This is a genomic window from Bradyrhizobium sp. Kon69, assembly GCF_055807515.1.
On the sequence record NZ_JBVVOS010000004.1, the window covers coordinates 235,360 to 254,581 of the forward strand.

At 64.0% G+C, this 19,222-nt stretch carries 20 protein-coding genes; 9 read left to right on the top strand and 11 right to left on the bottom strand.

Features of this window, described 5'->3' with window-relative positions; all coding sequences use genetic code 11:
• Positions 1–49: 49 nt before the first annotated feature.
• Complete coding sequence (locus AC0L3U_RS07535) at positions 50–1,015, bottom strand: DnaJ C-terminal domain-containing protein (protein WP_473361258.1); 966 nt, start codon at positions 1,013–1,015, stop codon at positions 50–52.
• 109 nt (positions 1,016–1,124) lie between these two features.
• Positions 1,125–1,526: an RT0821/Lpp0805 family surface protein gene (locus AC0L3U_RS07540; protein WP_247290981.1), complete on the bottom strand. Its 402-nt coding sequence runs from the start codon at positions 1,524–1,526 to the stop codon at positions 1,125–1,127.
• 113 nt (positions 1,527–1,639) lie between these two features.
• Between AC0L3U_RS07540 and pdxH the strand changes: the two genes are divergently transcribed.
• Positions 1,640–2,281 (top strand): pyridoxamine 5'-phosphate oxidase, encoded by a 642-nt coding sequence (gene pdxH / locus AC0L3U_RS07545; RefSeq protein ID WP_473361259.1) that lies wholly within the window; start codon positions 1,640–1,642, stop codon positions 2,279–2,281.
• 96 nt (positions 2,282–2,377) lie between these two features.
• Positions 2,378–3,130 carry an SDR family NAD(P)-dependent oxidoreductase gene (locus AC0L3U_RS07550; protein WP_007607375.1) on the top strand — a complete coding sequence of 251 codons (753 nt, stop codon included), beginning with the start codon at positions 2,378–2,380 and terminating at the stop codon, positions 3,128–3,130.
• A 205-nt stretch (positions 3,131–3,335) separates the two neighbouring features.
• Here the strand turns inward: AC0L3U_RS07550 and AC0L3U_RS07555 are convergent, their stop codons facing one another.
• Positions 3,336–3,554 carry a hypothetical protein gene (locus tag AC0L3U_RS07555; protein WP_473361260.1) on the bottom strand — a complete coding sequence of 73 codons (219 nt, stop codon included), beginning with the start codon at positions 3,552–3,554 and terminating at the stop codon, positions 3,336–3,338.
• A gap of 186 nt (positions 3,555–3,740) precedes the next feature.
• Positions 3,741–4,718, bottom strand: a complete 978-nt coding sequence (locus AC0L3U_RS07560) for a magnesium transporter CorA family protein (RefSeq protein ID WP_275171750.1) — start codon at positions 4,716–4,718, stop codon at positions 3,741–3,743.
• 336 nt (positions 4,719–5,054) lie between these two features.
• On the opposite strand from AC0L3U_RS07560, the gene AC0L3U_RS07565 reads away from it, so the two are divergent.
• Positions 5,055–5,741 carry a L,D-transpeptidase gene (locus tag AC0L3U_RS07565; RefSeq protein ID WP_456765485.1) on the top strand — a complete coding sequence of 229 codons (687 nt, stop codon included), beginning with the start codon at positions 5,055–5,057 and terminating at the stop codon, positions 5,739–5,741.
• A 37-nt stretch (positions 5,742–5,778) separates the two neighbouring features.
• Here AC0L3U_RS07565 and AC0L3U_RS07570 read toward each other — a convergent pair whose 3' ends face one another.
• Positions 5,779–6,891 carry an extensin family protein gene (locus AC0L3U_RS07570; RefSeq protein ID WP_473361261.1) on the bottom strand — a complete coding sequence of 371 codons (1,113 nt, stop codon included), beginning with the start codon at positions 6,889–6,891 and terminating at the stop codon, positions 5,779–5,781.
• A 65-nt stretch (positions 6,892–6,956) separates the two neighbouring features.
• Between AC0L3U_RS07570 and AC0L3U_RS07575 the strand changes: the two genes are divergently transcribed.
• Positions 6,957–8,585, top strand: coding sequence for a fatty-acid--CoA ligase (locus tag AC0L3U_RS07575; RefSeq protein WP_027568702.1), 1,629 nt, complete (start codon positions 6,957–6,959; stop codon positions 8,583–8,585).
• Positions 8,586–8,756: 171 nt separating this feature from the next.
• Complete coding sequence (locus AC0L3U_RS07580) at positions 8,757–9,611, top strand: DUF1499 domain-containing protein (RefSeq protein WP_007594716.1); 855 nt, start codon at positions 8,757–8,759, stop codon at positions 9,609–9,611.
• A 7-nt stretch (positions 9,612–9,618) separates the two neighbouring features.
• Here the strand turns inward: AC0L3U_RS07580 and AC0L3U_RS07585 are convergent, their stop codons facing one another.
• The 4 genes from AC0L3U_RS07585 to AC0L3U_RS07600 all read right to left on the bottom strand — a co-directional run bounded on the left by AC0L3U_RS07585 (position 9,619) and on the right by AC0L3U_RS07600 (position 15,079).
• Complete coding sequence (locus tag AC0L3U_RS07585) at positions 9,619–10,542, bottom strand: MBL fold metallo-hydrolase (protein ID WP_473361262.1); 924 nt, start codon at positions 10,540–10,542, stop codon at positions 9,619–9,621.
• A 177-nt stretch (positions 10,543–10,719) separates the two neighbouring features.
• Positions 10,720–11,934, bottom strand: a complete 1,215-nt coding sequence (locus AC0L3U_RS07590; RefSeq protein WP_007594720.1) for an acyl-CoA dehydrogenase — start codon at positions 11,932–11,934, stop codon at positions 10,720–10,722.
• 183 nt (positions 11,935–12,117) lie between these two features.
• On the bottom strand, positions 12,118–13,194 hold the full coding sequence (gene ribB, locus AC0L3U_RS07595; RefSeq protein WP_007607359.1) for a 3,4-dihydroxy-2-butanone-4-phosphate synthase: 1,077 nt from the start codon (positions 13,192–13,194) through the stop codon (positions 12,118–12,120).
• 157 nt (positions 13,195–13,351) lie between these two features.
• Positions 13,352–15,079 carry a cation:proton antiporter domain-containing protein gene (locus tag AC0L3U_RS07600; protein WP_473361263.1) on the bottom strand — a complete coding sequence of 576 codons (1,728 nt, stop codon included), beginning with the start codon at positions 15,077–15,079 and terminating at the stop codon, positions 13,352–13,354.
• Positions 15,080–15,146: 67 nt separating this feature from the next.
• On the opposite strand from AC0L3U_RS07600, the gene AC0L3U_RS07605 reads away from it, so the two are divergent.
• Together AC0L3U_RS07605 and AC0L3U_RS07610 are read left to right on the top strand one after the other, a co-directional pair.
• Positions 15,147–15,674, top strand: a complete 528-nt coding sequence (locus tag AC0L3U_RS07605) for a DUF3124 domain-containing protein (protein ID WP_473361264.1) — start codon at positions 15,147–15,149, stop codon at positions 15,672–15,674.
• Positions 15,675–15,739: 65 nt separating this feature from the next.
• Entirely contained in the window at positions 15,740–16,972 is a 1,233-nt protein-coding gene (locus tag AC0L3U_RS07610; protein WP_473361265.1) for an aminotransferase-like domain-containing protein, read from the top strand.
• A gap of 4 nt (positions 16,973–16,976) precedes the next feature.
• Here AC0L3U_RS07610 and AC0L3U_RS07615 read toward each other — a convergent pair whose 3' ends face one another.
• Positions 16,977–17,249 carry a helix-turn-helix domain-containing protein gene (locus AC0L3U_RS07615; protein WP_018456224.1) on the bottom strand — a complete coding sequence of 91 codons (273 nt, stop codon included), beginning with the start codon at positions 17,247–17,249 and terminating at the stop codon, positions 16,977–16,979.
• A gap of 158 nt (positions 17,250–17,407) precedes the next feature.
• Between AC0L3U_RS07615 and AC0L3U_RS07620 the strand changes: the two genes are divergently transcribed.
• Entirely contained in the window at positions 17,408–17,860 is a 453-nt protein-coding gene (locus tag AC0L3U_RS07620) for a hypothetical protein (protein WP_473361266.1), read from the top strand.
• A gap of 96 nt (positions 17,861–17,956) precedes the next feature.
• Positions 17,957–18,184, top strand: coding sequence for a hypothetical protein (locus AC0L3U_RS07625; protein WP_026233110.1), 228 nt, complete (start codon positions 17,957–17,959; stop codon positions 18,182–18,184).
• Positions 18,185–18,357: 173 nt separating this feature from the next.
• Here the strand turns inward: AC0L3U_RS07625 and AC0L3U_RS07630 are convergent, their stop codons facing one another.
• Positions 18,358–19,176: an aldo/keto reductase gene (locus tag AC0L3U_RS07630; protein ID WP_473361267.1), complete on the bottom strand. Its 819-nt coding sequence runs from the start codon at positions 19,174–19,176 to the stop codon at positions 18,358–18,360.
• Positions 19,177–19,222 lie beyond the last annotated feature (46 nt).

A 19,222-nucleotide genomic window follows, 5' to 3' on the forward strand; every position in this document is an offset into this window, starting at 1 on the left:
CGACGCTCTCAGTCTTTAGGAGAACCCCTTCACATTTGCCGGATCACGCTTAACCAAGCCCGCTACGTGGATTGTAGGGGCGCTGGTCCCGCCACTTCTCCATCAATGCTTCAAGCTCGGCGTCGTTCCCGTCCGGTAGCATAATCCTGACGGTGACGAAGAGATCCCCGGTTCCGCCAGCTTTTGGCAGTCCCTTGCCCTTAAGGCGGAAGGTCCGGCCGCTGGAGGTGTTCTGCGGGACTGAAAGCTCCACGGCATTGCCGAGGGTGGGCACGCGGACCTTGCCGCCAAGCACCGCCTCGTAGAGCGTGACCGGCAGGTCGATCCTGAGATCGGCGCCCTCAATCTTGAAGAACGGATGCTGCGCGATGCTGATCGTGATCAGGAGATCGCCCGGCGGACGGCCCTGAGCGCTCTCGCCCTGTCCCCGCAACCGAATCTGCTGGCCCTCGGTGACGCCGGCCGGAATCTTGACGTTGAGTTCCTTGCCATTCGGCAGCCGAACGCGCTTCTCGCCGCCCTTGACCGCCTCCTCCAGCGAGACGGTCATGGCGACATTGACGTCGAGATCGAGCCCGATCCCCCCGGTGTCGAATTCGAACTGGGCACCGCCGCCGGCCCCGGGGCGCGGACGCGGCGCACCGCCGAACATGCTGTTGAGGATGTCCTCGAACGCGCCGCCGCCCGGACCAGGGCCCGCGCCGCCGCCGCGGAACGTATAGTTCTCGAACCCGCCAGGACCCGCGCGCCCGCGCGGCCCACCGCCGCCGCCCGGAAAACCCTGGAAGCGCGGCTTGCCGTCGGCGTCGATCTCGCCGCGGTCGAATTGCTTGCGCTTGTCCTCGTCGCCGAGGATCTCGTTGGCTGTATTGAGCTCAGCGAAGCGCTCGGCCGCCTTCGGATCGTTCTTGTTGCTGTCGGGATGGTGCTTCTTGGCAAGCTTGCGATAGGCGCTCTTGATCGCGGCAGCGTTGGCGCTCCGCGGCACCCCCAAGACCTCATAGGGGTCGCGCATCCGTCACGTCTCCTTCAAGAAATCGAATTGTTCAAAGGGCTCCCCGCCCCAACTGAGCCTCATGTGGGGGGCGAGTGGTATTTTTGCAACTAGCCTGGTGAAGCGATTCCTAGCTCCGCCACGGCTTTAGCGTATGAATCTCCCAACTGCCACGGCTGCTTTGGCAGCCCGCACCCTGGAGCCAGCTTTCGGTGCTGCCGTTGACGTAGCTCGCCAGGAAGTCGCGGCACTTGCGGCCATCTTCAGCGGCATAGGATTGCGCGATCGGCGTGACCGAACCGCGCGCCCCGGTTTCCGGATTCTCCCAATGCTGGCTGGAATCCTTGTCGTTCTTGCTGAGGACGTCGGAGGCAGCGTTGCGGGCGAAGGCGAGATCGGTGTCGGTCGGCGCCTTGGCCGGCATTGCGATCGAGCCGGTGAGGTCGCTGTCGTCGGCCTTGGCGTAGGCACTTTTGTCGTTGCGGGAAAAGCTGCAGCCGCCGGCGCCGAGCCCGATCAGAATGATCGTCATGACGAAGCCGGATGGCCGGATCGCCGATAGGCCAACGCGTCCCCATACCCTATATAGGGCGGTAGCAGACAACGACGCGTTTTGGACCGCAGGACGCAACTCGGACCCCAGACATGACCGACACGAGCTCGATGAAACACCAGACACCCTTAACATCCGGTGATTTCACCGCCGCCGACGAGCCCTTTGCGCTGTTCGAGGCCTGGCTGAACGAAGCCATCAAGAGCGAGCCGAACGATCCGAACGCCATGGCGCTCGCGACCGTCGATCCCGATGGCCTGCCGGACGTGCGCATGGTGCTGATGAAGGGCTTCGATACTGATGGTTTCGTCTTCTACAGCCACATCGCCAGCCAGAAGGGCCGCGAACTCGCCGCAAATCCTAAGGCGGCGTTACTTTTTCATTGGAAGTCGCTGCGCCGTCAGGTCCGCATCCGCGGCAACGTGACGCCGGTGACCGAGGCCGAAGCCGACGCCTATTTCGCGACGCGGCCAAAACAGGCGCAGATCGGCGCCTGGGCAAGCAAGCAGTCGCAAGAGCTCGAGAGCCGCTTCGCCTTCGAGCAGGCGATCGCCAAGATCGCCGCCAAGCACATGATCGGGGAGGTGCCACGGCCGCCGGGCTGGAGCGGCTGGCGCATCACACCGTCGCGTATCGAGTTCTGGCACGACCGCCCATTCCGCCTGCACGACCGCATCGAATTTCGCCGTGACGCGGCCGGCCAGAAATGGTCCAAGACGCGGATGTATCCTTAGTATTTGTTCGAGCATGATCCTTTCGGAAAACCGCTGCACGCTTTGCGCCAACGCGGCCCTCCGGGTCCGGATCATGCTCCAACCTGAAAGACCTTCATGCCGCAGCCTTCCAACGCGCCGCGCCGTACGCTGCTCCTGACCGGAGCGAGCCGCGGCATCGGCCATGCCACCGTGATCCGTTTCTCCTCGGCCGGCTGGCGCGTGATCACCTGCTCGCGACATCCGTTCCCGGAGGATTGTCCGTGGGACGCGGGCCCTGAGGACCATATCCAGGTCGACCTCGCCACGCCCGCCGATACCACCCGCGCGATCTCCGACATCCGCGACCGACTCGAAGGCGGCATGCTGCATGCGCTGGTCAACAACGCCGCGATCTCACCGAAGGGCGCCGGCGGCTCCAGGCTCGGCTCGATCGACACCGACCTCGACACCTGGACGCACGTGTTCAACGTCAATTTCTTCGCGCCGATCATGATGGCGCGCGGGCTGATCGAGGAACTGAAGACGGCCAAGGGCTCTGTCGTGAACGTCACGTCGATCGCGGGCTCGCGCGTGCATCCCTTCGCGGGCGCGGCCTACGCCACCTCGAAGGCCGCGCTGGCATCCCTGACGCGCGAGATGGCCTCCGACTTCGGCCGCGTCGGCGTGCGCGTCAACGCGATCGCACCAGGCGAGATCGACACCTCGATCCTGTCGCCGGGCACCGAGAAGATCGTCGACCAGCAGATCCCGATGCATCGGCTCGGCACGCCCGACGAGGTCGCCAAGATCATCTACGTGCTGTGCACGGACACCAGTTCTTACGTCAACGGCGCCGAGATCCACATCAACGGCGGCCAGCACGTGTAGGCTACCTCGTCATTGCGAGCGCAAGCGAAGCAATCCAGACTGCCTCGGTGGGGACAGTCTGGATTGCCTCGTCGCTTCAGCGCAAAATTGCTTCGCAATTTTGTCGCGAGGTCCTCGCAATGACGATGTTGGAAACAACGCCGGAGAAGCAAGGCGATCCAGACAACGCCGCCGCAAGACCTGGATCGCCCTTGGCTTCCGTTCCTCAATCGAGTCGAATCCGACGTGACCTCTCGCGTGTCTGCGGAGCGGCCGTGCTGATTGCAGTCGAGCAATCGTCGTCGTTCTCACCGTCGAGCAGCGGAGCACCACAGTGCCGGCACATGCGTGCCGACATCGACGACGCCTTGCCGCTCGTCGCGACGTGGCGATAGCTCGCCAGATCGATGACGTTGGGGGGCGTCGTTATGTGTTTTTCAACCATGGTTGTTCCTCGCGGCTTACCTGCTCCTTATCGCAGACAAGTTTCGCGTAAACGTTCAGCCCACCGCTCAAATTTTATCGGAGGAATTGGGGCGGCGAGCACACATCGCCGTGCGGCCGCAATCCCGCTCTATTCTGCGACACCAGACACTGTGTCTCTGCGTCCCGCGTAAGGTCCCGGTAGCTATTACAGCCACTTCTTCCACTTGAAGATCCAATAGGGAACGATCGCCGCGATCAGCATCAAGACCAGCGCATACGGATAACCGTGCGCCCATTCGAGTTCCGGCATCGCCTTGAAATTCATGCCGTAGATCGAGGCGATCAGCGTCGGCGGCATCAGGACAACCGCCATGACCGAAAACAGCTTGATGATGTTGTTCTGCTCGAGATTGACGACGCCGAGCATGGCGTCGAGCACGAAGGTGATCTTGCTGGAGAGATAGGAGGCGTGATCGGTCAGCGAGACCACGTCGCGCTGCATGGTCTTGAGCTGCTCGCGCATGTCCTTCGACCATTTCACGCCCTCCACCACTGCGGAAAGGAAGGCGACGACGCGGCCGATCGAGACCAGGCTCTCGCGAACCTTGGAGGTCAGATCGCCCTTGCGGCCGATCGAGATCAGGATTTGCGAATATTGCTTGGCGTGACCGTGGCGCTCGCTCTCCGGCTCGAAGATGTCATGCGAGACCTGATCGATCTCGGCGCCGCAGCGCTCCAGGATGTCGGCGCAGCGGTCGATCACGGCGTCGAGCAGTTCCATCAGCACCATCTCGCCGGTGATGGCCGGCGTGCAGGAACGGGCCAGCTTGGCCTCGACCAGCGCAAAGGGCTTGGGCTGGTCATAGCGCACCGTTACCAGGCGGTGGTCGCCGAGAATGAAGGTCACCGCCGTGGTCCGGGGCATATCAGTATCGGAGTGGCACATCAGCGTCGCGGTCATGTAGCGCGCGCCGTTCTCCATATAGAGGCGGCTGGAGATCTCGATCTCCTGCATGTCTTCCCGGGTCGGGATCGCGATCCCCGAGAGCTTCTCGACGGCTTTGTCCTCGGCCGCGGTTGGGTTGACGAGGTCGATCCAGACCGCATGCTCCGGTACTGCCGCGAGATCCTCGACGATGGCCTTCTTGAGGGAGGACTCGGAGGGAACAAACACAGAAAACATGCACAACTCCAGCAGGGGCCTGCGACAGACTGACAGCCCTTAGCGCGATTCTGACAAGTTGATGATGACAAGCACATTAACGGAGCGTTTGCATTTGTGGCGACCCCGTGGCCCAACTGTGGCACGGAATCGACACATGCGCCCGTTTTGCCCCGAAACCGACTCTGGCCCGCAAAACTTGCGGCAGAAAAGCCACAGGTAAGGTCTCGCAGCGCGGGAGAAGCTTCGTAAGGCTGGAATTGTGGCAGATTTCAACGATAATGGAGCCAACGGAATCGTGGAATTGGGCCTGCTCAAGCCCTGCGAAAGCTTGCTGTTGTTGATTGGAACCAAATCATGTCGTCGCTGAAAGTTACGCTGGGTATTTTGGCCGCTGGCCTGATGCTGTCGGGCTGCATGCAGGCCACACATTACGAGGCGACCGACACCAAGGCGTTCAAGCCGAAAGACAAGGAACTCCTCGCCAAGGTCAGGTATGAGAAAACTGCGGTCGCAGAGCCGTTCCGCCGCGCTATCGTCGATTACCACCGCAAGGAATCGCCGGGCTCGATCGTGGTCGATTCCGACAACCATTACCTCTACTACGTCATGGATGGCGGCAAGGCGATCCGCTACGGCATCACCGTCGGTGAAGAAGCCATGGCTTGGTCGGGCATCGCCAAGGTGGGCAGCAAGACCGAGTGGCCGGCCTGGCACCCCACCCCCGGCGAAATTTCGCGCCTGGGCGTGCCCACCTTCGTCGCCCCCGGTCCGGACAATCCGATGGGCTCCCGCGCGATGTATCTCTACTCCGGCGGCAAGGATACATTGTTCCGCATTCACGGCACCAACCAGCCGGAATATATCGGTGCCTCGATCTCGTCGGGCTGCATCCGCCTGACCAACGAGGACGCGATCGATCTCTATGATCGCGTCAAGGTCGGCACCCTCGTTGTGGTGCTCGAGCCCAAGCACGGCGACTCGCCCTACAATTCACGGCTTGCGCTCGGCAGCAGCCAAACCGGCCAAGCGGGCAGCTACTGATCAGGTACCTGATCTCAGACATTCAAAAGCGCCGGTTTCACCGGCGCTTTTTTGTTGCCGGCCTGTGTGGCTGGGTTTTATTGCCGTCGGCCGCAGGCTTGTCCGCGGGCGCAGGAGATGTGTCCGCCGCCTCGTCTTCCAATCCTTGCTTGGCTTCGGGTTTGGCCGCGACCTCACGCGGCGGCGCCTCCTCGGGCCGTTCCGCCGGCAGCAGCGGGGCGACCTGCGGCAGGGGATCCCAGACGTTCCACTGGCAGATCCGGTAGTCGTTGCGCCGCTGCGCCAGGTCGAGATGGATATGGTCCTCGTGGTACCAGTCCGAGCCGGGGCCGAGCACGGTCGAAAAGCGCGAGCAGACCGAATGCAGCACGCGCTCGCGCACCTCGCGCGGCATGGTGCGGTCGGTCAGGCCGATCGACTGCCCGTTGGCGAGCTTGATGGCGCGGACATCGATCGCATTGGCCTTGCCGTGCTCGGACAGCATGGCGCCGACAACGCGGTTGCGGCCGCGGCACTCGAAGCTGTCGAAATTGTCGAGATCGCTGATGGTCGAGCCGAGGCTCGCGGCCAGCGGCACCACGTCCTTGCGCACCCAATCGGCGATTGCGGACGCCATGGTGCAGCGGAGGATCGCCGCCGGCTTGACCGCCACCTTGCGCTTGTCCGGCAGCACGATGGCTTCGAGCCGCACCAGATCCTCACCGCCGCAGGCGCCGGGGCCGCGGATATCCGGGATCGAGGGCGCGATCGCGATCTCCTCGGTCAGCGCGAGGCGGCACGCCGAGGCCTGCTTCTCGGGCGGCGGCGCCGCCTCGGCGGGCTTGGTGGTGCCAGGTCTGTCCGCGGACGGCCTTTCCGCGGAAGGCTTGCCGCCGGTCTCCACAGGAGCCTCGTCCGATGCCTTTGCTGAGGCCTTGGGCGCCTCCTCGGGACGCGGCCTCGGGAGGGGGATCTTGCCAGAGATATTGGCAGAATGAACCGTCGCGCGCGGCCGTGGTGCGGCAATACCAAAGATGTCCAGCGGAGACCCATATTTGCGCGCCTCTGCCCGGTCTCCGAGCCCGAGCGCGACGGTAACCATTGCCGCGCCGATGGACATATAGCCGCGACAAGACCATTTGCGGCGAAAGGCGGGCAGGCTAAGACTCATGACAATTCTTTGGCCCAACGCTGAGAGCGACAATCCGCCCAGCGGCTTCTCGGAGGAACGACGGAATGCTTGGTTTGATGCAAGACTGGCCCCTGCTCTGCCACCGGATCATCGAACACGCCGCCAAGATTCATGGCAAGCAGGAGGTCGTGACGCGATCGGTCGAGGGACCGATCCATCGCACCACCTATGCCGATATCCACAAGCGGGCGCTCAAGGTTTCGCAGATGCTGGAGCGCGACGGCATCAAGCTCGGCGACCGTGTCGCAACGATCGCCTGGAACACCTGGCGCCATCTTGAGGTCTGGTACGGCATCATGGGGATCGGCGCCATCTGCCATACCGTCAATCCCCGCCTTTTCCCCGAGCAGATTGCCTGGATCATCAACCATGCGCAGGACCGCATCGTGATGACCGACATCACGTTCATTCCGGTCCTGGAGAAGATCGCAGACAAGCTGACAAGCGTGGAACGCTACGTCGTGCTCACCGACAAGGCGCACATGCCGCAGACGACGCTGAAGAACGTGGTCGCCTACGAGGACTGGATTGCGGAGGCCGACGGCAAGTTTAAATGGAAGGACTTTGACGAGAACACGGCGGCCGCGATGTGCTACACATCAGGCACCACCGGCGACCCCAAGGGCGTGCTGTATTCGCATCGCTCCAACGTGCTGCACGCGCTGATGGCCAACAATGTCGACGCGCTCGGCACCAGCGCCTCCGAGACCATGCTTCCCGTTGTGCCGCTCTTCCACGCCAACAGCTGGGGCATCGCCTTCTCCGCGCCCTCGCAGGGCACCAAGCTCGTCATGCCCGGCGCCAAGCTCGACGGCGCCTCGGTCTATGAGCTGCTCTCGACCGAGAGGGTGACGCATACCGCCGGCGTGCCCACGGTGTGGCTGATGCTGCTCCAGCACATGACCGCCAACAATCTGAAGCTGCCGGACCTGAAGATGGTGATCTGCGGCGGCTCGGCGATGCCGCGCTCGATGATCAAGGCCTTCCTCGACATGGGCTCGAACGTCCGCCACGCCTGGGGTATGACCGAGATGAGCCCGATCGGCAGCGTCGCGGCGCTGAAGCCGCCGTTCCAGAATGCGACCGGCGAGGCGCGGCTCGACGTGCTCCAGATGCAGGGCTACGCGCCGTTCGCCGTCGAGATGAAGATCACCGACGATGCCGGCAAGGAATTGCCGTGGGACGGCACGACCTTCGGCCGACTCAAGGTGGCAGGCCCGGCCGTCGCCAAGGCCTATTACCGGGTCGACACTGACATCCTCGACGAGGACGGCTTCTTTGACACCGGAGACGTCGCGACCATCGACGAGGCCGGCTACATGCGGATCACCGACCGCTCCAAGGACGTGATCAAGTCCGGCGGCGAGTGGATCTCCTCGATCGAGCTGGAGAACCTCGCAGTCGGCCATCCCGCTGTGGCGGAAGCCGCCGTGATCGGCGTGTTCCATCCCAAATGGGACGAGCGTCCGCTGCTGATCGTGCAGCTGAAGCAGGGGCAGCAGGCCAGCCGCGAGGACATCCTGAAGTTCATGGACGGCAAGATCGCCAAATGGTGGATGCCCGACGACGTTGCCTTCGTCGATGGTATCCCCCACACGGCGACGGGCAAGATCCTGAAAACCGCGCTGCGCGATCAGTTCAAAGAATACCGCTTCCCGAACGCGGCGGCGTAGGCGGCAAACCAAACACCGTCATTCCGGGCGATGCCAACGGCATCGAACCCGGAATGACAGGCCGTAACATCCCGGGAACCCTTGAATTTGCCTCGGGGCCGTGGTCTCAACGGCCCATCGTCGTGCCCGATCGGCCGGCATCGCCCTCAAGACCCCGGCAGAGCTCACCCGATGGCCCGCAGGTTTTCCGCTCCCTATCAGTCGGAGCCCGTGTCCAGTCTCGCGAGCTGGGCGCGCAATCTGGCTGTGTTTGCGGTGGTGGCGGTGGTGGTCTCGATCATCATCGTCCGGTTCGGCTTCCTGGAGATGAAGCCGGCACTCGCGACCTTCTTCGGCGGGCTCGGGATTGCGGCGCTCTCGATCCTGTTCGGGCTCGCCGGCTTCGCCGCGATCTGGCAGAACGGCTCGCGCGGCATGGCGCGCATCCTGCTTGCCTTCCTGATCGACGGCGCGATCCTCGCCTATCCCGCTTATCTCGGCCTGCAATACCGCAAGCTGCCGGCGATCCACGACATCACCACCGACCCGATCGACCCGCCGCGCTTTGACGCACTGGCCCGCCTGCGCACCGGCGATGGTGCCAATACCGCTGTGTATGCCGGCCTCTATTCGGCCGAGCAGCAGCGTCAATTCTATCCCGATATCGAGCCGATCGAGCTCGAGATTTCAGTCGACCGCGCCTATGCGATCGCGCTTCAGCTCGTCAACAAGCGCAAATGGCTGGTGATCGACGAGCGCGCGCCGCAGCCGCCGCGCCGCATCGGCCGCATCGAGGCGGTGGCGCGCTCGCCGATCATGGGGTTCCGCGAGGACATCGCGATCCGCGTCGTGCCCGACGGCGAGGATTCCCGCGTCGATATCCGCTCCGCCTCGCGCTATTTCGAGAGCGACCTCGGCAGCAACGCCGCGCGCGTGAAGAAATTCATCGACGATCTCAACACCGCCGCCGATGCCGACGCACTCAAGCCGGTGAAGAAGACGCCGGTGGCGCCGCCGAAGGCGCCGGCGAAAACTGTGAAGAAGTGACGGAACGCTAGGCGTTCGCCATCCGATAGGTCCCGCCAATCACGGGATCGCCGTCCGTCGCCACCACGCCGCGGGCGACCAGGTCTTCCAGATGCGCCAGCACGGAATAGCCCGCCGCGGTGGTGAGCCTCGGGTCGATGCCGATATAGATCGCCCGGACCATGGTCGGGATGTCGGTCTCGCCCTTGGCGAGGCGGTGCAGGATGGAGGCCTCGCGCGCCTTGCGGTGACGAATCAGGAAGCGCACGAAGCGCGGACCGTCCGGAATTTCGGGGCCGTGGCCGGAGAAATACACATCCTCCTCGCGCGCGGCGAGACGATCCAGCGATTCCATGTAGTCGATCATCGAGCCGTCGGGCGGCGCCACGATCGAGGTCGACCACCCCATCACGTGATCGCCGACGAAGTTGAATTTCCGCTCGGGCCAGGCAAACGCAAGGTGATTGGCGGTATGGCCAGGTGTCGCCACGGCCTCGAGCCGCCAGCCGGCGCCTTCGACCACGTCGCCATGGGCGATCCTGATATCGGGCGCGAAGTCGCGATCGGCGCCGGATTCCGGGTTGTGCTTCTCGCTCTCGAAACGCGGGCGCGAGGCGCGGTGCGGGCCTTCGGCGTAAACTGGCGCGCCGGTCGCCCGCTTGATCCGCGCAGTGTTCGGCGAATGGTCGCGGTGGGTGTGGGTCACGAAGATATGGCTCACCGTCTCGCCGCTGACAGCGTCGAGCAGCGCCGCCGCATGCGCCTCGTCGTCCGGACCGGGATCGATGATCGCGACATTGCCTCGACCCACGATGTAGCTGACCGTGCCGGTGAAAGTGAACGGACTCGGATTGTTACAAAGCACCCGCCGCACGCCGGGGCGGACTTCCTCGACGATGCCGGGCTTCAGCGGAAAGTCGCGGTTGAACGGGACGTCGTCGTTGTCGGACATGGCTTGCTCATACCTTGCTGACTTCGTCATGCCCGGCCTTGTGCCGGGCATCCACGTTCTTCGCGTGGTCTAAGACGTGGATGGCCGGGACGTCTAGCGCGAAGACGCGCTTCGCGCTTCTGCCCGGCCATGACGCAATTCGAGAGTTCAGCCGCATCGCCCATTCGGGCGGTTTGCTCAGAAAAACGCCTGAATACCCGTGATCGCGCGGCCCAGGATCAGGGCGTGGACGTCGTGGGTGCCCTCGTAGGTGTTGACGGTCTCGAGGTTATGGACGTGGCGCATCACGTGATACTCGATCGAGATGCCGTTGCCGCCGTGCATGTCGCGCGCGACGCGGGCGATGTCGAGCGCCTTGCCGCAATTGTTGCGTTTCATGATCGAGATCATCTCGGGCGCGAACTTGCCCTCGTCCATCAGGCGGCCGACGCGCAGCGAGCCCTGAAGCCCCAGCGCGATCTCGGTCTGCATATCCGCGAGCTTCTTCTGCACGAGCTGGGTCGCAGCAAGCGGCTTGCCGAACTGCTTGCGGTCGAGCGTGTACTGGCGGGCGCGGTGCATGCAGTCCTCGGCCGCGCCGAGCACGCCCCAGGAAATGCCGTAGCGGGCGCGGTTGAGGCAGCCGAACGGGCCCTTCAGGCCGGAGACGTTGGGCAGCAGCGCGTCTTCCGGAACCACGACGCCGTCCATCACGACCTCGCCGGTGATGGAGGCGCGAAGCGACAGCTTGCCGCCGATCTTCGGTGCCGACAGGCCCTTCATGCCCTTCTCCAGCACGAAGCCGCGGATCTGGTTGTCGTGCGCGGCCGACTTGGCCCAGACCACGAACACGTCGGCGATCGGCGCGTTCGAGATCCACATCTTGCTGCCGGTCAGGCGATAGCCGTCCGAAACCTTCTCGGCACGGGTTTTCATGCCGGCCGGATCGGAGCCGGCGTCAGGTTCGGTCAGCCCGAAGCAGCCGACCCACTCACCGCTGGCGAGCTTCGGCAGGTACTTCTTGCGCTGGTTCTCGTCGCCATAGGCGTAGATCGGATACATCACCAGCGAGGACTGCACCGAGTTCATCGAGCGGTAGCCGGAATCGACCCGTTCGATCTCGCGTGCGACCAGACCATAGGCGACATAGCCTGCATTGGCGCAGCCATATTCCTCCGGCAACGTGATGCCGATCAGGCCGAGTTCGCCCATCTCATTGAAGATCTCGCGATCCGTCTTCTCTTCGAGATAGGCCTTGGCGACGCGCGGCAGCAGCTTGTCCTGGGCATAGGCGCGCGCGGTGTCGCGCACCATGCGCTCGTCTTCGGTGAGCTGCTCGTCGAGCAGGAACGGATCGTCCCACTGGAAAGAAGCCGAAGCCGGCTTGTCCTTGGCCTGAGGGCGCGCGGTCATGAAACGTCCTTTCGTCTGGTTCCGTCAAAATTTGCCCGACAACGTAAAGCGCCGCGGCAACAAGTGCAATTGCGTTGCAGATGATCGGGTCTGCGTGAATCCCGGGGACCCGCGAGGCGCGCCTCGGGGGATGCGCTTCGCGCACCCCGGGGGATGCGCTTCGCGCACCCCGAGATGACAGCGCTAGCTTTCGAGCAGCTCGTTGGCGACGATCTCGATGCCGAAGCCGGAAAGGCCCTTGTAGTCGTGCACCGAGGAGGTGAGATGCCGGATCGAGGTGACGCCGAGATCGCGCAGGATCTGTGCACCGACGCCGACTTCGCGCCACTGGCGGTTGCGGTCGGCCTCGGTCGCGCTCTCATCGGGCAGCGGCGCCACGGGGACACCGGCCGCACCGTCGCGCAGATAGACCAGGACGCCACGGCCGGATTTCTTGAAGTGCTCGAGCACCGCCGCCATGCGCTTGTGGCCGGTGAAGATGTCCTTGACGATGTTCGGCTTGTGGAAGCGCGTCAGGACGTTCTTGCCGTCGCCGACGCCGTTGTAGACGAAGGCGACGTGAGCGATGGAATCGAACGGCGAGCGGTAGGCATAGCCCTGCAACGGCCCGATCGGGCTCTCGGTGACGAAGGTCGAGACCCGCTCGATCAGCTTCTCGCGCACCTGGCGGTAGGCGATCATGTCGGCGATGGTGACGTGCTTGAGCTTGTGCTGGGCGGCGAAGCGGGCGACCTGCTCGCCCTTCATCACGCTGCCGTCGTCGTTCATCAACTCGCTGATGACGCCGACCGGCGGCAGGCCGGAGAGCTTGCACAGATCGACCGCGGCCTCGGTATGGCCGGAGCGCAGCAGCACGCCGCCGTCCTTGGCGATCAGCGGGAAGATGTGGCCGGGACGGGCGAAATCGTTGGCACCCGCGTTGGGATTGGACAGCGCGCGGCAGCACGAGGCGCGCTCCTCGGCCGAGATGCCGGTGCCGCCGTCGGGCTTGTAGTCGATCGAGACCGTGAATGCGGTGGTGTGCGCGGAATCGTTGTGGGCCACCATCGGATCGAGCCGCAGGCGGCGCGCATCTTCGGTGGTGATCGGCGCGCAAACGATGCCGGAGGTGTGGCGGATGATGAACGCCATCTTCTCGGCGGTGCAGAACGAGGCGGCGACGATCAGATCGCCCTCACCCTCGCGGTCATCGTCGTCGGTCACGACCACGAGCTCACCCCGGGCAAAGGCCTGCAAGACTTCCTGGACGTTATCCGGCATTTCCCAATCTCTATCGGTTATGGTCCGGAGGCTTAGCCGGACTTGGGCCGGGGCGCTAGTGTCCCCGGCGCAACCACATATGCCGAACCACAGCCCTGCCCGACGGGCGGCTTGCACCGGGCGCGGAGAAGCCCGGTGAGAAGCCGGCCGGTCGCGGTCAGGGCAGCACCTCGCGACGCTCGCCGAGCCGCTGATCGAGCTCGGCACGCTTGTCGGCCAACAGGCCGGCTTGGGCGGCCTCGATCACCGTGAACAGCTCATGGGCGTCGCTGAGCCGGGTCACGGTGACATAGCTGGCGCCAGCCGCGTAGAGTTCGTCCACATCCGACAACAGATCGGCCGTGGCGACGATCATGGCGGTCGGGTTGAGGGTGCGAACGTGGCGGACCAGCTTCTCGTTGCTGGCCCCCTTCAGAAGCGCATCCGGTACGCTGAGGATGATCATCTCGGACTTGCCGACGCCGGCATGCAGCAGCGTGTCGGCACTGCTGATATCGCCATAGATCACGTGCAGGCCGCGCGAAAGCAGCGTCTGGTACACATTGGGGTTGAAGTCGATCACGGTGATCTGCTCGAGCAGCACCGGGGCCTGCCGCTCGATCTCGGCCAGCAGCGCGCTCGCCGCACGGAAAAAGCCGAGGATAACGATGCGGCGCGCGTCGCCATGACCCTCGTGCCCTTCCTCGCCTTGGCCGTTGCCGTGGTCGAGATCGTGCAGGCCGATCCGCTTCAAGGGGCCGATCGCCCAGCGGGTGATCTCGTCGCTGCGGGTCATCACGAAGGTCGAGAGCACCGCCAGCACCACGAAGGCGAAGGAGGCCGCATTCGCCGTCTGGGCTGCGATGTGGTGGTCGGCGACGCCGGTCTGGATCACCACCAGCGAGAACTCGGAGATCTGCGCGAGATTCAGGGCCGGCAACAGGCTGGCGCGCAGGCCCTGCTTCATCAGATAGAGCGGGGCGAAGGTGGTGACGAGGCGGCTCACCACCGTGAACGCCGCGATCATCAGGGCAAGCCCGATCACGGAGAGGCCGGGCACGGGAATGGTCATGCCGAGCGCGACGAAGAACAGCGTGATGAAGAAATCGCGCAGCGTGGTGACCTTGGCCGTGACGTCGAGCGCGTAGGGAAAGGTCGAGAGCGAGACGCCGGCGATCAGGGCGCCCATCTCGCGCGACAGCGACAGCCGCTCGGCGGTCTCGGCGACCAGGAAACACCAGGCGAGCGCGCCGAGCAGGATCAGCTCGGGGCGGCGGGCGATCTGGTGAAACAGGCGCGGCAGCACGTAGCGGCTCACCAGCAGCGCGGCGGCAACCAGCACCGCGACGCGGCCGATCGAGAGCAGGATGACGCTGATTTCCAGATTGGCGAGGCTCGGCTGCACCGCCAGAAACAGGATTGCAAAGATGTCCTGGAGCACCAGCACGCCGAGGGTGATGCGGCCCGGCAGCGTGTCGAGCTCGCGCTTCTCGTAGAGCACCTTGACGATGATGACGGTGCTCGACAGCGCGCAGGCGACGCAGAGATAAACCGCGTCGAACTGCCCGCCCCCGAGCGACAGGCCGATGCCGGCGAAGAACAGCACCCCGAGCAGGCAGCCGCCCAGGAGCTGGCCGCCCGCCGCGAACAGGATGACCTTTCCCGCCCGCACGATCTTCTTCAGGTCGATCTCCAGGCCGATCATGAACAGCATGAAGATCAGGCCGAGCTCGGAGATGACGCTGATCGATTCCTGCGACTTGACCCAGCCGGCGCCAAATGGACCAATGCAGAAGCCGGCGATAAGATAGGCCAGGATCAACGGTTGCCTGGAGAAGTGGGCAAGCAGGCCCAGCATCCAGGCAAACAGGATACAGAGAGTGATGTCGCGAATGAGCTCGTGCATGCCAGATTGGTCCGTTTTGCCGCACCCTAGTGATCGAGTGCGGCGCGGCAAGCGAGCAATTCGTCACATGCGGATGGGGCTCGCCATTGCAATGCTGCTATGCCCCCTCGCCTCCTCAGGGCCCGCATTCGCTCAATCCAAGGTCAATATCGAACAAAGCTTTGCCGATTCCCTCAGCGCACTGCCGAAGGAAGAACTTGCCGTCTCCGGCGGGTTCTACGTGCCCGCCTATTCCAGCGTCGCGATGAGCCAGGGCAAGCTGCGCGTCGACTTCTCGGTGACCCTGAGCGTGCACAACGCCTCCGAGACGCAAGCACTGGTGGTCAAACGCATCGCCTATTTCGATACCGCAGGCAAGCAGGTCGAGAGCTATCTGAAGGCGCCCGTCGCGTTGAAGCCCCTCGCCACCGTCTCGATCTTCATTCCGACCGATGACGTACGCGGCGGGACCGGAGCCAATTTCCTCGTCGATTGGGCCGCAACAAGCGAGATCGCAGAGCCTGCTGTCGAGGCCTTGATGGTTGGCGGCGTCGCCAATGCGCATTACGCTTTCATCAGCCAGGGCCGTCCGACCCGGACGGTCGGCAAGAAATAAGCAAGAAGCACGACTGACCGGCGCAAAGCCGGCAGCCTGACAAGAATAGAACGAGGAACGCTCCCATGACGTCCAGCTTCGATTTTGCGCCCCTGTTTCCCGCAGGGCTGCCGGCCCCCTCTGCGCGCTGGACGGGCCTCGCCAAATATAGTTTTGTCGGCGGCAATAACGACTCCGAGCAACTGCCGCTCGATCATCTGATCGAGGCGGCTAACCTCGCTCTGCAACGCGAAGGCCGTTCGCTCGCCACTTACGGGTTGGCACATGGTCCCCAGGGCTATCTGCCCTTGCGCGAATTCCTGGTGACGAAACTCAAGCGCGATGCCGGCATCACCTGCACGGTCGACGATCTCCTGATCGTCTCCGGCTCGCTGCAGGCGCTCGACCTTGTCAACGCCACGCTGCTGACGCGCGGCGATACCGTGATCTTCGAGCAGGATAGCTATCAGGGCTCGCTGACCCGCTTGGCACGGCTCGGGGTCAACGTGGTCGGCATCCCGCTCGACAAGGACGGTATGCGCATGGACGTGCTGGCCACGACGCTGGCCGACCTCAAGGGCCGCGGCATCCGTCCGAAATACATCTACACCATTCCGACGGTGCAGAACCCGACCGGCAGCATCATGCCGGAGGGCCGCCGCACCGAGCTGTTGCGGCTGTCGGCAGACTACGGCGTGCCCATCTTCGAGGACGATTGCTATGCCGATTTGGTCTGGTCAGGGCAGCGGCCGCCGGCGATCCATGCGATGAGCCCGAACGGCGGCGTGATCCATATCGGCTCGTTCTCGAAATCGATCGCGCCCGCGTTGCGCGTCGGCTTCATCGTCGCGCCCTGGGATGTGATGTCGCGGATGCTGGCGCTGAAGACGGACGCCGGCTCCGGCGCACTGGAGCAGATGGTGCTCGCCGCCTATTGCAAGCCGCATTTTTCGACCCACGTGCCGGCACTGACGAAGGCGCTACGCACCAAGCTCGACACGCTGATGGAGGCCGTCAACGAGCAGTTCGGGACGGCCGCCGAGTTCGAGGAGCCGAAGGGCGGCATCTTCCTGTGGGTGAAGCTGCCCGATCAGGTGGATACGCTGAAGCTGTATCAGGCCGCGCTTGCCGCCGGCGTATCGATCAATCCGGGGCCGGAATGGTCGACTGACAAAACCCACTCCAGATCGCGACTGCGGCTGTGCTTTGCGAGCCCCTCGCATCAGCAGATCCGCGAGGGCGTCGCCGTGCTGGCCGAGATTTGCCGCAAGGAGTTCGGCGTGCCGGCCCGCAGCGCCAATGTGGAGAAACGAGCCTGAGCCTTCAGACGATCTGGGGCTGGCTGCCGTGGATCGCGGAGGCGAGCCGCAGCAGCAGCACGATCGAGACGTTGCCCTTGCCGGCCTCGATCTGGGCGATGTAGCGCTCGGAAATCCCGGAGCGGCGGGCCAGCTCCCGCCGCGACAGGACGCAGCGCATACGTGAGGACTTCAAGCGGTCGCCCAACTCGGCCAGAAACGCGCTCTCGGAATAAGGCGGCACGGCACAGCTCCCCGGCAGCACCTCGCCTGCGAAATCCCTGACTTGATTCAGCATCGGTCTATCCAATTTCGCCTTCGGGAACGCCATCCTACCGGGGAAACGGGCCGCCTCATTGACGCGGATCAAATTCGCGCGCGAATGGCGGTCAGCGTGGACGATTGCGCGCAGGATGCTACACTTCGGCATTATTCGGAGGTGGGGCTGTTCAGGACATGAGGCGTTGTTTGAGCCGCTGGATCGCGGCAGCAGTGCTGTGGGTTGCGTTCGCGCCGGCGGCTGGTGCCGAGTCGCTTGCGGCGACCGTCGAGCAATGGGGCCTGCTCGGCTCATGGGCGATCGACTGCGCGGCCCGGCCCGACCGCGACAAGGGCGCACTCTTGACCTACGAGATCCGGAAGGACGGAAGGGTGATGTACCGGCGCAATTTCGGCGAGGCCAAGGACGAAAACGAAGTGGTATCGGCGATGGTCAACGCCGACGGCCTGCTCAATGTGATGGTGTACTTCCCCTTGCTGCAGCAGACGCGCGAGTTTGGCCTGCTCCTGTCGAAGCAAGGCAGCTTGCGCGCAATCTACAATCGCAGCGAGCGCGGCGAGTACACGATCAGGGACGGCAAATACGTCGCGACCGGCGCGCCAACACCCGCACAACAGCGCTGCGATTAACCGACCTGAACAGGCGTTCAGAATTCTCCTGCGATTCCTCCGGAACGTTCCCGCGAATGCGCCGTTTAGATTTGCATTCCATTGGAGGAGGACATCATGAAGAAGATTGGTTATGTGCTTGCCGCTGTCGGCGCGCTCGCTGTTGCAATGCCGACGCTCGCCAGCGCGGAGACGGTGGTGATCAAGCGCGGAGGTCATCATCACGGCATGTATGGCGCCCGCGCCGAATACGGCATGCATCGCGATCACGGCTGGCATCGCGGCTGGCGCCATCGCGACCGCGTCGTCGTGATCAAGCGTGGTCACCGTCATCATTGGGACTAATGCGCAACGCAATATGGAAATGGCCCCTCACGGGGCCATTTCTTTGCGTTCTTTCTTCCTTCTCCCCTTGTCGGAGAAGGTGGCGCGAAGCGCCGGGTGAGGGGTGTCTCTCAGCGAATTCAGACTGCCAGAAATGTGCACGCTGAGAGAGACGGTGCGCTCGGCGTCGACTCTCAGTCCCATGCCGGCGCGAAGCCGGGATTGACGCAGCGCCTGTCCTTCGGCAGCGCGGCGATCTTGTTGCGGTCGGCATCGTCGAGCGTGATCTTCAGCGCGTCGAGGTTGGCCTGCTGGCTCTCTCGGCGTGAGGCTTTCGGGATCGCGGCGACACCGTCTTGGTCGAGCAGCCATTTCAGCGCGACCTGCGCGGCGCTTGCATTGTGCCTGGCGCCGATCTCGGCCAGCACCTCATCTGACGCGATGCGTCCCTGCGCCAGCGGGCAATAAGCGACCAGCGGGATCGACTTGGCGTTGAGATAGGCCAGCACCTTCGATTGATCGAGCATGGCGTGGTATTCGATCTGATTGCATGCGATCGGCGCCTTGATGTCCTCGACCGCAATCTTGAGCAGCGCCGTGGTGAAGTTGGCGACGCCGATCGCCCGCGTGCGCCCCTCCTGCTTCAGCTTCATCAGGGTCTCGAACACCGCACCCCAGTTCGCGGCCTTGGACGGCCAGTGCACGAGATAGAGATCGACATGGTCGAGCCGCAGCTTCTTCAGGCTGGCGTCGAAAGCGCGGCGGATGGCGTCGGGGCTGAGGTTCTCGTGCCAGACCTTTGTCGTGACGTGCAGCTCGCCGCGCGGCAGCCGGGCCGCAGCGAGCGCCGCGCCAATCGATTCTTCGTTGCCGTACATCTCGGCAGTATCGATATGACGATAGCCGATCGACAGCGCACTCTCGACCGCCGCGCGGCAGGCATCGCCCTGCATGCGAAAGGTCCCGAGGCCGAGCTTGGGCATGTTGATGCCCTGTGTCTTGAGATGATCCATGAAAAGGCTCCTGACTTCGTTCAGCCCGCCGGAGGCCAGCAACGAT